A 13700-nucleotide genomic window follows, 5' to 3' on the forward strand; every position below is an offset into this window, starting at 1 on the left:
GGCCCTACGCGGATTGCGCTTGCGCCGCCAGCACGGTGTCGAGGTTCCCTGCGCGCCGCTCGAGCCAGGCCAGGATCTCCTCGCGCAGTTCGTCCGGCGCCAGTTCCAGGCTCTGCACGCAGGCGAATGCGGCGTTCGCGTCGCGATCGGCGCCCGTCATCTTGTGGCGCACCCGCATGGGCGACTGCTGGCGTGGCTTGAGCTGCACCGTGTGCAGGCTGTTGTCCAGCAGCGCGCAGTCCTGGGCAATCTCCAGGTGCGCGGCCAGCACTTCGGCCTTGAACTGCTCGGAGGACCGCAGCCGGTAACTCACGTTGCGTTCCAGCAGATCGGGATGCGCATCGAAGAACGCTTGCAGGCGCGAGCGCCGGAACGGGTACGGGTTGTGGTACATGCGGTAATAACGGCGCGGAAAGCCGGCAAGGCGCGCGCTCAGTTCCTGCGCATCGTGGTTAGTGGCCCGATCGGCCTGCACGCCGCGCCAGCGTTTCCACAGCGACGCCAGCCGGCGATTGATCCGGTAGCGCGACTGCGGCAGCCACTTGCCGCGCAGCACCATCTTCCCGTCGCGGAAAAAATCGGTTTCGGCAACCGGGCGCAGCAGGCTGAAGTCGTCGTTGAAATACACGAAGCGTTCGGCCAGGCCTTCGATCCGCCACAGCAGGCTGATGATCGCGCGGCTGTTGAAGGTCGGAAGGTGCTGTTCGAAGCCGGCGAAGATCTCGCGATGGTCGACCACCCGCACCCGGTCGGCGAACCGCGTCCCGGCCAGCTTCGCCACCAGCGCCGGCACCTGTCCGTCGGTCACGATGTGGATGGTGCGAAACCACGGCGCGTGGCGCAGAATCGAGGCGATGCAGTACTCGATCTCGCCGGCGTCATGAAAGCGCGTCGCCCGGGCGACCGGCGGCGCCTCGCCGCCGATCGAGGCCAGGTAGGCCGAAAGCCTGGCGCGATGCGCGGGGTCGTTTCCGTCGACCCAGGTGACGACCGCATCGATGCCGCTCACGCTGCGTCTCCGCCCTGCCCGCGTGCGGCGTTCAGCACCGCGCCGGGCCCCAGTACCCGATCCGCCTGCGCAGCTTGAGCTTGCGCCACAGGTTCGCCGGCTTGGGGCGGCGGTTGCGGCCGCCGCCGGCGATGAACGCGTCGATGGCATCGAGCACACGCTCGCTCGAGCGTCCGTCGCGATCCGGATGGATCGCCAGGCCGAACTCTGCGATCGCCTGCATCAGCTCCGGCGGCCGCGACAGCGCGCGCGCGATCGCCGGTTCGAACTGGTCGACCTGGTCGATGTCGATCAGTTGCGGCCCCGGGCGGCGGTTGCGGAAGGTCACGACCGGCTTGCCGGTGAGCAGGAACTCGCTCAGCGCGGACGAGGTGTCCGAGCACATCATGTCGACCTGGGGGAACAGGTCGAGGATGTTGTCGTCCTCGGCGAAGCGCAGATGCTCGTTCTGCAGCGCCTTGTACCTGGCCACCGTCTCGGCCGGCATCTTTGGGTGAAAGGTGACGATCCATCTCCAGCGGCCGTCGCGCGAGAGCCGCCGGACTTCCCCGTACAGCGTCTCCGCCGCGCTCCACGACGGCGAGAAGGTCGAGTGGTAGAGGATCACCGGCGGATCGCGTACCGGCGGCAGCGGCCCGGCGATCTCGCGCAGGGCATCCCTTTTAAACATGGGATCGAGCTTGGGCCAGCCGGTCTGGGCCACGCTGAAATGGCCGAGCTTGTCGGCCAGCGCCTGGAACTGCGCGGTGTCGCGCGGCCCGGTCGTGCAGTACAGGTCGAAGAATCCGCGGATGTAGATATGTCGCGGCTTACCGGCATCGAAGCCATGGAACACCTCGACCTTCACTCCAGGAAAGAAATGCGGCAGGTGGTTGCCCGGCGTGAGCACCGCGTCCGGCTTCCAATCACGCACGCCCCGCACGTCGAGCAGGCGTTCGCCCTCGACCAGGTCGGCGGCGCCGGGGCCGTCGAAAAACCACGCGGCTTCGCCGCCGCGCCGCCGGATGGCGTCCTGTAGCGGCCTGAGGATGGCCAGCGCGTAACGTTCCGACCCGTAGAGCAGGTATTTCTTCATCCGCGCATGATCGCATCTGCACGGCGGCGGCCGTCAGTCCTGGTCCTCTTCCTGCGTCGCTGCGCCATGCGGCCTGGTGCAGGGACCGGTCACCGCCGCGTGCGGCACCAGCCACCAGTCGCGCCGATTGGAACGACCAATCTCGATGCTGCGCGCACGATCGATGCAGGCGCCCAGTGCACGGCCTTCGACCAACAACCAGCGCCGCTGTGGCGCGCCGGCCAGCCATACCGTGCCGCGCCGCAGCTGCTCGTCCCACGGCTGTCGGAACCCGAAGTCGACCGCCTTGCGATCTGCCATCAGCAGGTTTTGCTCCTTCCACGCCACCAGCCCCAGCTCCGCATCGGGCCCGATCTGCCGGCCGGCTGCAGTCATCAACGCACGCGCCGAACTCGCATCGTTGAGCACCGGATAACCCACCAGCCCGAACAGCAGCCACAGGCCCGCCAGGCCCGAAAGCATCGCCGCCACCGGTCGTCGCACGCCGAACCAGAGCAGTCCGGCGCAGCCCCACACGCCCACGGCGGTGAGTAGCCATGCCAGCCCCTGCGCATCGGGCGCGAGTCCGCGCGCTTCGAGCAGACGGCGTTCGAAGCCCGGATTGCCGAGCAGCATCGCAAGCCCCGCGCCGAGCATGGCCAGCGCGAACGCCACCGCCCAGCCCAGGGCGATCCGGCGCGGCCAGGCACGTCGAAGAATGCCGGGCAGCAGCGGGGCGAGCGCCAGGCAAGCCATCGGCAGTGCGGGCAGGATGTAGACATCGCGCTTGCCGCTGGCAATGCTGAAGAACAGCAGCACCAGCGCCCACCACGCCAGCGGCAGCAGGTAGCGTGCATCGCGCCTGCGCAACCGTCGGCGCCATGCAGGAATCGCCCAGGGCAGCGCCAGGATCGCCGGCGCCCAGGTCAACATGACGCCGAGGAAATACCAGGGCGGCTGCGGATGCGACCAGGTACCACCGTAGCGTCCGGCGGTCTGGTGGAACAGGATGTTGTCCATGTAGGCGCGGTACGCAGGATCGGCGTGGCCGGTCGCCACGATCACCATCGGCACCAGCCACAGCGACACCGCCGCGAGGAAGGCCACCGGTCCCCACCACGCCCGGGCGCCACGCCTCGGCGCCGAAGCACGCGGAGACCAGCCGCGCAGCACCGCATACAGGCCCGGCAGCGCCATCAGCAGCGCGATCGCGCCCACGCCCTTGCTGATCGTGCCCAGCCCGGCCGCAAACCAGCTCAGCGCCCACATCCGCCAGTCGGGCCCGCGCAGGAAATGCCGCAGCAGGCCGTAATTGGCCAGGGTGATCCAGAACGTGACCAGCGGATCGATCTGGGCCTTCTTCGCCTGGTAGGTGAACTGGATCGCGAACAGCAACGCCCAGCCGGCATACAGCCCGACCCGTCGCGTCCACAGCCGCCGGCCGAGATCCACCACGCACCACAGCGTGCCGAGCGAGGCCAGCAGCGATGGCAGCAGGAAGGCGACGCGCCAGTCGCGCAGCACGGTGTACGCCGCCGCCTGCAACCACATGAACAGCGGCGGCTTGTCCGGATACAGCTCGCTGCCGCGATGCGGGAACAGCCACTCACCGCTTTCCACCATCTGCCTGGCGACCAGGGCGAAGCGCGGTTCGTCCGATGGCCACGGATCGCGCAGCCCGAGCCCTGCCCCGATCACCAGCAGCGCGGTGAGCCAGAACAACCAGGAATCGCGGGAAGCGCGGGTCTCGAGCATCGCTAAATGATAGCCAGCACGGGTCGGAAAACCGTTGCCCTTGTAGGCGCGATGTAAGGCGCGAGCCTTCCACTCGAGGCCACGTTGGCGTGGCTAAAGCTCGCGACTTGGGTCGCTCCTACGGCGAGGGGGCTTTGCGCAGCCGCGCGTAGTAGAAGCCGTCCATGCCGTCTTCGCCGGGCAGGCGTTGCCGGCCATCGCCCGCGACGCGCCCGAAACGCGCATCCAGCGCATCGACAGTCGCATCGGGCGTGCGCGCGAGGAAAGCGGCCACCTGCCGTTCGTTCTCCGCGCGCAGGATCGAACAGGTCGCGTACAGCAGCGCGCCACCGGGAGCCAGCAGCGGCCACAAGGCCTCGAGCAGACGCGCCTGGGTGGCAGTCAGCGCGCCCAGGTCCGAGGCCCGACGATGCAGCAGGATGTCCGGCTGGCGGCGCACGATCCCGGTGGCCGAACACGGCGCATCGATCACGACGGCATCGAAAGTCTGTCCGTCCCACCACGACGACGGATCGGTGGCGTCGCCCGTCCGCGCGTCGGCGTTCACGCCGATCCGGGCAAAGGTCTCGGCCATGCGCCGCACACGCCGCGGATCGATGTCGAGCGCGGTCAGGCGCAGCGAGGGATCGCGCTCCAGCATGTGCGCCGCCTTGCCGCCCGGCGCGGCGCAGGCATCGAGTACGCGCGCGCCCCCCGCGAGCTGCAGTGCGTCGGCCACCAGCTGCGCGCTCGCGTCCTGGACCGAGACTACGCCTTCGGAGAAGCCGGGAAGTTCCGCCACGGACACCGGCACGTCGATGCGCAATGCATCGTCTGCATCGGGGTGCGGCACCGCCACGATCCCTGCTTCCGTCAGTTGCTGCAGGTAGGCCGCACGCGTCCGCCGCTGCCGGTTCACGCGCACCCAGAGCGGAGCCGCTTGCGCACTGGCATTGAAGATCCCGGCGGCCTGTTCCGGCCAATCCGCCTCGACCCGCGCGCGCAGCCAGTCCGGCCACGCGGCAGCTGCATCGGTCGCTGCAATGCCATCGCGCTGCGCGCGCCGCAGCAGTGCATTGACCAACCCCGCCTGGTGCGCGCGCCCGAGAGCGCGAGTCGCCTCCACCGTGGCATCGACCGCCGCGTGCGCCGGCAATGCCAGCACGTCGAGCTGGGCGAAGCCGGCATGCAGCAGCGCGCGCAGTTCGCCATCGCGGCGTCCGAGCGGCCGCGGCATCCACGCGGCAAGCGCGGCGTCGTAACGCGTACGCTGGCGCAGCGCGGCGAAGACGATCGCCTCGACCAGGGCGCGATCGCGCGGGTCGGGCAGCGCCGGCAGCGCGGCTGCGAATTCGGCTTTCAGCGAGCGGCCGCGATGCAGCACCGCATCGAGGATGCGCGCGGCGATGATGCGGGTCTGGACGCCGGGGTTCGAAGACATTTGCGAATGCTAGTCCGTAGGAGCGGCGCAAGTCGCCAGCTGTGGCGACGACGTTCGGGGCGCCTGACCTGGACGCTGTGGAGGTCAGACAACGACTCGCGACTTTCGTCGCTTCTACGGCGTGCGTGCGACCAGATCGCGGCGGGCGTTGAGATAATCGGCCGCGGTGATCGCCTTGCCGCCCTCGCGCTGCAGGGTGCGGATGCGCAGCGCGCCCTCGCCGCAGGCCACGTCGATCCCATCGCGCCCGGCGAACAGCACCGTGCCCGGGGCGGCACTATGGGCCAACGGTAGCGCCACCGCGGCATGGATGCGCACGCGCTCGCCGGCCAGCTGCGCCTCGGTCATCGGGAATGGATTGAAGGCGCGCACCTTGTTCGCAAGCGTTTGCGCCGGCTGCGACCAGTCCAGCTTCGCGTCCGCCTTCTCGAGCTTGCGCGCGTAGGTCACCCCTTCGGTCGCCTGCGGCACCGCCACCGGGCGCACGCCCAGGCGCTGCAGCTTCAAGCCGTCGGCCAGCACCTGTGCGCCAAGGATCGACAGCGCGTCGTGCAGCTGGCCGCCGGTCATGGTCGGTTCGATCGGAATCGCGCGATGCAGCAGCACCGGGCCGGTGTCCAGGCCCTTCTCCATCTGCATCAGGCAGACCCCGGTTTCGGTGTCGCCGGCCTCGATCGCGCGCTGGATCGGCGCCGCGCCGCGCCAGCGCGGCAGCAGGCTCGCGTGCACGTTCCAGCAGCCGTACTGCGGGATGTCCAGGATCGACTGCGGCAGCAGCATGCCGTAGGCCACCACCACCATCAGGTCCGGCTGCAAGGCGCGCAGTGCGTCGCGCGACAGCTTGTTTTTCAGCGTCTCCGGCTGCAGCACGGGGATGCCGCGCTTGAGCGCTTCGAGTTTCACCGGCGAGGCAGTGAGCACCCGGCCACGGCCGGCGGGGCGATCGGGCTGGGTGTAGACCGCCACCACATCCGTCGCGTTGGCGGCCGCGCGCAGTGCGGGCACGGCGAATTCCGGCGTGCCGGCGAAGACGATCCTCATGCGGCCCCGGGATTAGGGATTGGGGATTGGGGATTCGAAACGGCACAAGGGCGGCCTACTCGCATTTGCGAATCCCCAATCCCGAATGCCGAATCCCGCGTGTGGCCCTCAGGCCGCACGCCTCGCCTTGGCCAGCTTCTTGCGCACCATCTCGCGCTTGAGTGGGCTCAGGTAGTCGACGAACAGCTTGCCGTCCAGGTGGTCCATCTCGTGCTGGACGCAGACCGACAGCAGGCCGTCGGTGGTCAGCTCGAACGGCTGGCCGGTGCGGTCGAGCGCGCGCACGCTGATGTCGTTGGAGCGGGTCACGTCGGCGAAAATCCCCGGCACCGAGAGACAGCCTTCCTGGTAGACCTGCTCGCCGGAACGGGCAGTGATCTCCGGATTGATGAACACCAGCGGTGCGCTACGGTCCTCGCTCACGTCGATCACCATGAAGCGCTGGTGCACATCGACCTGGCTGGCGGCCAGGCCGATGCCCGGCTCCTCGTACATGGTCTGGAACATGTCGTCGAGCAGCTGCTGGAAGCCGGGTTCGGAAATCCGGGCAGGGTCGACCGGCGTGGCCTTCGTGCGCAGGCGCGGATCGGGGAACTCGAGAATCGTCAGCAGGGCCATGCGGGAGGAACGCGCGGTGAAGTACGTGAGGTGAATTTTGGGTCGTCAGTCACATCCGCAAGGCGTGGGCGTCGCGGGGCCTTGAATTGTACTCCCGCCGGCTTGCAACCGTCCGCAGATTGTGGGCTATAGTGCCGCTGTTGTTGGGGAAAACTTCAAGGGGAGCGGACACATGGCCGCCAAGCTTAAGCAGCTTTCTCGGGGGCTGCGGATGTCTACGAGACTGCGCGTCGTACTGGGCGCCGCCCTGCTGACGGTCGCGACCTATGCGATCGCCCAGGAATTCCGCGGCGGTCATCCCGATACCTACGTGGTCAAGCGCGGCGACACGTTGTGGGACATCGCCGGCCGCTTCCTCAAGCGCCCCTGGCTGTGGCCGGAGATCTGGCAGGCCAACCCGCAGATCGCCAATCCGCACCTGATCTACCCGGGCGACGTGATCAGCCTGGCCTATCTCAACCGCCTGGCGGCGGAGCCCGGCCCGCGTACCGAGGCGCCGATCAACGCCATCCCGCTGTCGCAGGTGGAAAGCTTCCTCAAGGACCTGCGCGTGGTCGACGACTTCGACGACATGCCCTACGTCGTCGGCCTCGAAGACGACCGCCTGCGTAGCGCCCAGGGCCAGCTGGCCTATGTGCGCGGCCTGGGGGCTTCGCGCCCCGGCGACCGCTACATGGTGCTGCGTCCGCTCCAGCGCTACAGCCGGCTGGATCGCGAACAGGCCTGCTGCGACCGCTTCCACAAGACCGACCTGGACTTCCGCGGCGAGCGCACCCTGCTGTCCAATTCCTACTGGACCGATCCGGCCGGGGTCTATTGGGACACGCGCAAGGGCAAGGACTTCCTCGGCTACGAATTGCAGCGGGTCAACGCGGGAACCGTCACCCGCGGCGAGGTGGACGGGATCGAGGCAAGCACCCTGCTGCTCGATGAGTCCAATGCCGAAGTTCGGATCGGCGACCGCGTGGTCCCGGTCGAGCCCCAGACCTACGACCTGCAGTTCTTCCCGCACCCGCCCAAGCAGACCCTCGACTACGGCCGCGCACGCGTGCTTGCGGTGGCGGACATGCTTACCGCCGGCGGCCCGCGCGACGTGGTGGCCCTCTCGGTGGGCGCGCGCGAGGGCGTGGACAACGGCACGGTGTTCTCGGTCTGGCGGGTGGGCAGCAACGCCGTGGACCGGGTGCAGTACGGCGAAGAGCGGACCGAAGACTCGGTCAGCTTCCGCAAGAAGGTCCGGCTGCCCGACGAGTACGCCTCGCACGTCATGGTCTTCCGCACCTTCGACAAGATCAGCTATGGCCTGGTGATGGAAGGGGTCAAGCCCACCCGCATGGGCTACGAGCTCAAGCACCCGGACGCGGCCTACTGATCGGTTTCGGATTTTTCCGACCGCACGATGCGACGGCGCCCGAGGGCGCCGTCGCTGTTTATGCGCCAGTCTGGCGACCATGCCCGACGCCGCATTGCATCGCCTACCCGTCTCCGAGCCCGAAGCCCTGCTGCGACTGATCGCCGCCGGCGGCCCTGCGGCGCCGCGACGGCGCCTGCTGGAACACCACGGCGATCCAGGCGAGGCCCTGCGGGCGGGCGCCAAAGCCTGGCGCGAGGCCGGTCTGGACGGCCGCCAGATCGATGCACTCCAGGCACCCGATGCCGCCCTCATCGCCCACGCCTGCCGCTGGCTCGAGCACCCGGAGCATGCCGTGATTGGCTGGCATGACCCGGACTACCCGCCTCTGCTGCGATCCATCGCCAGTCCGCCCCTCGCTCTGTGCATGGCGGGTAACCCCGCCCTGTCGTGGCGACCCGTGGTGGCCATCGTCGGCAGCCGCGCCGCCACCGCCGCCGGATGCGAGCATGCCGTCGAATTCGCCACCCGGCTGGCCCGGGCCGGTTTCGTCGTGGCCAGCGGTCTGGCCTCGGGGATCGACGCGGCGGCGCACCGGGCCGCGCTCGCTGTGGGCGACACCACCACCGTGGCGGTGCTCGGCTGCGGGCCGGATATCGCCTACCCGCGGGTCCACCGGCAGCTGCTGACCGAAGTCCAGGCACGCGGCTGCGTGATCAGCGAGCATCTGCCCGGCACCCAGGCGCGGCGTGAGTTCTTCCCCAGCCGCAACCGGATCATCGCCGGCCTCAGCCTGGGCACGCTGGTGGTGGAAGCCGGCGAGCGCTCGGGTGCGCTGATCACGGCGCGGCAGGCGGCCGAGGCGGGCCGCGAGGTCTTCGCCGTGCCCGGCTCGATCCGCAATCCGCTGGCGCGCGGCTGCCATCGCCTGATCCGCGACGGCGCCACCCTGGTGGAAACCGCACAGGAGGTGATCGAGCAGCTCGCACCCATGGCGGCCGACCATGCAGTGGCCTTGCGGGCAATGCTGAATGCCCCCATTCCAGCGGGCTCCGACCCATCCGTGCCGCGGGTGGCCGACCAGGACCGCGACTACAAGCGCTTGTGGCTGGCCCTTGGCCACGACCCAAGCCCTATGGATGCGCTGGTGGAACGCAGCGGATTGACGGCTGCGGAACTGTCCTCCATGCTGCTGGTCATGGAGCTGGAAGGCCGGGTTGTCGTCGAACACGGTCGTTACTCACGCAGGTGAGTTCACAACGGTGAGCTCACGCAAGTGATTTCCCGCAGCGCTCCGGGCCGCCTCGGCCGGCACGCACCGCGATCCAGGACGGATCGCAACCGCCACCGCGGGGGGAAGCATGCCGGTTACGGTGTGCGGTGGCGGCGGCCGGATCCATCGGCCACGACGCTGGCGGGCACGGAGCCCGACGGCGAACCCGGCGAGCTGCCTGCTTCTGGCAGGTCAGCACTTCGACGCGCCGCGTGCGGCGCAGGCCGAGGGAAATGAAAGAGAGCATCCTGGACGTCCTGCTGTACCTGTTCGAACACTATTTCGCCGAAGACGCCGCCCCACCACTGGGCGATCGTGATGCCCTCAACAATGGTGCGCTGTTCAACGAGCTCACCGATGCCGGGTTCAGCACGGCCGAGATCCACAAGGCTTTCGACTGGCTCGGCGCCCTGGACGAGCAGCGGCCGGTCGCCGGCACGCCGCGCGCCAAGGGCCCGACCCGGGTCTATTTCGGCCCGGAGCTGGACAAGCTCGACACCGAATCCCGCGGCTTCCTGCTGTTCCTGGAGCAGCACGGCATCCTCGATTCCGACCAGCGCGAGCTGGTGCTGGACCGGGCGATGGCCCTGGACCAGGACGAGCTGGACCTGGAGGACCTGAAGTGGGTCGTGCTGCTGGTGCTGTTCAACCAGCCCGGTTCCGAAGCGGCCTACGCGTGGATGGAAACCCAGATGTTCCTGGACGAGCCCGAGCCGGTGCATTGAGGCCCGGCCAGGGCGGGTGAAGGGCGCGGCCGGGCCCTTCACGGAGGGCTTCGTGCCCTCGGGGCACGCCCACGACGCTTGACACGGCCGCCAGCGCCGTGACACCACTATAAAAAGAACGTACCTGAACGCCCGTGGCCGCCGGCCCCGGGCGTTGCCATCTCTGCCGGCTCTTTTGCGTCGCCGCGTGCGCGCCCGGATCGCTTCCCCCATGGCCAAGAACCTGCTCATCGTCGAATCGCCCGCCAAGGCCAAGACGATCAACAAATACCTCGGCAAGGATTTCCAGGTCCTGGCTTCCTACGGCCATGTCCGCGATCTGGTGCCCAAGGAAGGGGCGGTGGATCCCGAGCGCGGCTTCGCCATGGACTACACGCTGATCGAGAAGAACCAGAAGCACGTGGAGGCGATCGCCAAGGCGGCCAAGGCGGCCACTGGCATCTTCCTGGCGACCGACCCGGATCGCGAAGGCGAGGCGATCAGTTGGCATATCGCCGAGATCCTGAAGGAGCGCGGTCTGCTCAAGGACAAGACCCTGCAGCGGGTCGTGTTCACCGAGATCACTCCGCGCGCGATCAAGGAGGCCATGGCCAAGCCGCGCGCGATCGCCGCCGACCTGGTCGACGCGCAGCAGGCACGGCGCGCGCTCGATTACCTGGTCGGCTTCAACCTCTCGCCGGTGCTGTGGCGCAAGGTCCAGCGCGGCCTGTCCGCGGGCCGCGTGCAGTCCCCCGCCCTGCGCATGATCGTGGAGCGCGAGGAGGAGATCGAGGCCTTCATCGCGCGCGAGTACTGGAGCATCGAAGCCGAACTCGCGCACGCTTCGCAGCCGTTTACGGCCAAGCTCACCAAGCTCGACGGCAAGAAGTTCGAGCAGTTCACCGTCACCGATGGCGACACCGCGGAAGACGCGCGCCGACGCATCGTCGATGCCGCCAAGGGCGCGCTGCACGTCACCGACGTCGCCAGCAAGGAACGCAAGCGCCGTCCGTCGCCGCCGTTCACCACCTCCACCCTGCAGCAGGAAGCCTCGCGCAAGCTCGGCTTCACCACCAAGCGCACCATGCAGGTGGCGCAGAAGCTGTACGAGGGCGTCAACATCGGCGAGGAAGGTACGGTCGGCCTGATCAGCTACATGCGTACCGATTCGGTCAGCCTGTCGTCGGAAGCGCTGGGCGAAATCCGCGACGTGATCGCGCGCGACTTCGGCACCCAGTCGCTGCCGGACAAGCCCAACTTCTACCAGACCAAGTCGAAGAACGCGCAGGAAGCGCACGAAGCGGTGCGCCCCACCTCCGCGCTGCGCACGCCGGCGCAGGTCGCGCGCCATCTCACCGACGACGAGCGCAAGCTCTACGACCTGATCTGGAAGCGCGCGGTCGCCAGCCAGATGGTTCCGGCCACGCTCAACACCGTGACCGTGGACCTGGCCGCCGGCAGCGAACACAGCTTCCGCGCCAGCGGCACCACGATCATCGCGCCCGGGTTCCTGGCCGTGTACGAGGAAGGCAAGGACACCAAGACCGCGGACGACGAGGACGAGGGTCGCAAGCTGCCGCTGATGAAGCCGGGCGAGCGCGTGCCGCTCGATCGCATCCACGCAGACCAGCATTTCACCCAGCCGCCGCCGCGCTTCACCGAAGCGGCGCTGGTCAAGGCGCTGGAGGAGTACGGGATCGGCCGTCCGTCGACTTACGCCTCGATCATCCAGACCCTGCTGTTCCGCAAGTACGTGGAGATGGAAGGCCGCAGCTTCCGGCCCAGCGACGTGGGCCGCGCGGTGTCGAAGTTCCTCACTGGACACTTCACCCGCTACGTCGACTACGACTTCACGGCCAAGCTCGAGGACGATCTCGACGCGGTCAGCCGCGGCGAGGAAGACTGGGTGCCGCTGATGGAAAAGTTCTGGGGGCCGTTCAAGGAGCTCGTCGATGAGAAGACCGAGAGCGTCGACCGTTCCGAGGCCACCGGCGCGCGCGAACTCGGCACCGATCCCAAGTCCGGCAAGCCGGTCAGCGTGCGCCTGGGACGTTACGGTCCGTACGCGCAGATCGGCACCGCCGAAGACGAGGACAAGCCGACCTTCGCCAGCCTGCATCCGGGCCAGTCGATGCACACGATCTCGCTGGAAGACGCACTGGGGCTGTTCCGGCTGCCGCGCAAGCTGGGCGAGTCCGGCGGCGAGGAAGTCAGCGTCGGCATCGGCCGCTTCGGCCCGTTCGCCAAGCGCGGCAGCAGCTATGCCTCGCTGAAGAAGGAAGACGATCCCTACACGATCGATCTGGCGCGGGCGATCTTTCTGGTCGACGAGAAGGAAGAGATCGCGCGCAACCGGATCATCAAGGAATGGGACGGCAGCGACATCCAGGTGCTCAACGGCCGTTACGGCCCCTACATCAGCGACGGCAAGCTCAACGGCAAGATCCCCAAGGATCGCGAGCCCGCATCGCTGACCCTGGAGGAAGTCACCCGCCTGCTGCAGGAAACCGGCAAGCCGGCGCGACGCGGCTTCGGTGCGAAGAAGGCGGCTGCGAAGAAGGCGGCGCCCGCAAAGAAAGCCGCGAAGGCGCCGGCGAAGAAAGCCGCCGGCAAGACGACTGCGAAAAAGGCCACGACCAAGCGCACGGCGAAAAAGGCCTATGTCAGTCCGCATCCGGAACCGGCCAAGCCACTGGTCACGCCGGCCAAGGTGATCGAACCGGGCAAGAAGCGCGTGGTGAAGCAGGCCAAGGACGATGCGCCGTTCTAGGCGGGCGACGGCCACGTCGATCCGGCTTGGCCGGCGCGCGCCCTAGGATCGCGCCATGCCGGGTCATTTCAATGTGGCCCCAGCCGCCGCGCTCCTGCGGCGCGGCGGGGTGATCGCCTATCCCACCGAAGCGGTCTGGGGGCTGGGCTGCGACCCGCGCAATGAGGCGGCCGTGCTGCGCCTGCTGCAGATCAAGCAGCGCGACATCGGCAAGGGCCTGATCCTGATCGCCGCGCATGTGGAGGACCTGAAGCCCTATGTCGACTTTGGCGCCCTGCCCGAAGCCGCGCTTGCCGAGGTCCTCGCCTCCTGGCCCGGCCCCCACACCTGGATCGTGCCCGCCGACGCAGCCACACCGCGCTGGCTGACCGGCGACCACGACTCCATCGCCGTGCGCGTGAGCGCGCATTCCACCGTCATCGCGCTGTGCAGGGCGTTCGGGGGCGCACTAGTCTCGACCAGCGCCAACCCCGCCGGTGCGCCGCCACCGGTCGCCCTGGCGGACTTCGATCCCGCCTTGCTGCAGGCAATCGACGGCGTGGTCGAAGGCGACACCGGCGGCCTCGAACGCCCGACCGCGATCCGCGACGCGCGCACCGGCCAGGTGCTGCGTTCCTGAGCGCGACGCGCTGATCTCCTGCTCGCGACCTGCATCCTGAATCCGGACGAACGTCGCTCGCCTGCCGCCCGCGTTTTCGCTTTGCC

Annotated in this window: 11 protein-coding genes; 5 read left to right on the forward strand and 6 right to left on the reverse strand. The window is 68.6% G+C overall.

What is annotated here, in order from left to right; genetic code table 11:
* Positions 1-4: 4 nt before the first annotated feature.
* From MC380_RS13170 to def, 6 genes are all read right to left on the reverse strand, one after another.
* On the reverse strand, positions 5-1009 hold the full coding sequence (locus MC380_RS13170; protein ID WP_242165276.1) for a stealth family protein: 1005 nt from the start codon (positions 1007-1009) through the stop codon (positions 5-7).
* A gap of 31 nt (positions 1010-1040) precedes the next feature.
* On the reverse strand, positions 1041-2084 hold the full coding sequence (locus MC380_RS13175) for a CDP-glycerol glycerophosphotransferase family protein (RefSeq protein WP_242165278.1): 1044 nt from the start codon (positions 2082-2084) through the stop codon (positions 1041-1043).
* A 33-nt stretch (positions 2085-2117) separates the two neighbouring features.
* Positions 2118-3818 carry a glycosyltransferase family 39 protein gene (locus MC380_RS13180; RefSeq protein WP_242165279.1) on the reverse strand — a complete coding sequence of 567 codons (1701 nt, stop codon included), beginning with the start codon at positions 3816-3818 and terminating at the stop codon, positions 2118-2120.
* Positions 3819-3936: 118 nt separating this feature from the next.
* On the reverse strand, positions 3937-5238 hold the full coding sequence (gene rsmB, locus MC380_RS13185; protein WP_242165281.1) for a 16S rRNA (cytosine(967)-C(5))-methyltransferase RsmB: 1302 nt from the start codon (positions 5236-5238) through the stop codon (positions 3937-3939).
* A 114-nt stretch (positions 5239-5352) separates the two neighbouring features.
* Entirely contained in the window at positions 5353-6279 is a 927-nt protein-coding gene (gene fmt / locus MC380_RS13190; protein ID WP_242165283.1) for a methionyl-tRNA formyltransferase, read from the reverse strand.
* A 108-nt stretch (positions 6280-6387) separates the two neighbouring features.
* Positions 6388-6897, reverse strand: coding sequence for a peptide deformylase (gene def, locus MC380_RS13195; protein WP_242101805.1), 510 nt, complete (start codon positions 6895-6897; stop codon positions 6388-6390).
* Between the two features lie 211 nt (positions 6898-7108).
* On the opposite strand from def, the gene MC380_RS13200 reads away from it, so the two are divergent.
* The 5 genes from MC380_RS13200 to MC380_RS13220 all read left to right on the forward strand — a co-directional run bounded on the left by MC380_RS13200 (position 7109) and on the right by MC380_RS13220 (position 13614).
* Positions 7109-8269: a LysM peptidoglycan-binding domain-containing protein gene (locus MC380_RS13200; RefSeq protein ID WP_242165285.1), complete on the forward strand. Its 1161-nt coding sequence runs from the start codon at positions 7109-7111 to the stop codon at positions 8267-8269.
* Positions 8270-8348: 79 nt separating this feature from the next.
* Entirely contained in the window at positions 8349-9500 is a 1152-nt protein-coding gene (dprA, locus tag MC380_RS13205; RefSeq protein WP_242165287.1) for a DNA-processing protein DprA, read from the forward strand.
* Positions 9501-9754: 254 nt separating this feature from the next.
* On the forward strand, positions 9755-10246 hold the full coding sequence (locus MC380_RS13210; RefSeq protein ID WP_242101809.1) for a DUF494 family protein: 492 nt from the start codon (positions 9755-9757) through the stop codon (positions 10244-10246).
* 211 nt (positions 10247-10457) lie between these two features.
* Positions 10458-12995: a DNA topoisomerase I gene (locus MC380_RS13215; RefSeq protein ID WP_242165289.1), complete on the forward strand. Its 2538-nt coding sequence runs from the start codon at positions 10458-10460 to the stop codon at positions 12993-12995.
* Between the two features lie 55 nt (positions 12996-13050).
* Positions 13051-13614, forward strand: a complete 564-nt coding sequence (locus tag MC380_RS13220; RefSeq protein ID WP_242101811.1) for a Sua5/YciO/YrdC/YwlC family protein — start codon at positions 13051-13053, stop codon at positions 13612-13614.
* Positions 13615-13700: the final 86 nt, after the last annotated feature.

The sequence above is a fragment of the Lysobacter sp. M15 genome (genome assembly GCF_022662515.1).
In the GTDB taxonomy this organism is placed as follows: domain Bacteria; phylum Pseudomonadota; class Gammaproteobacteria; order Xanthomonadales; family Xanthomonadaceae; genus JAKPBU01.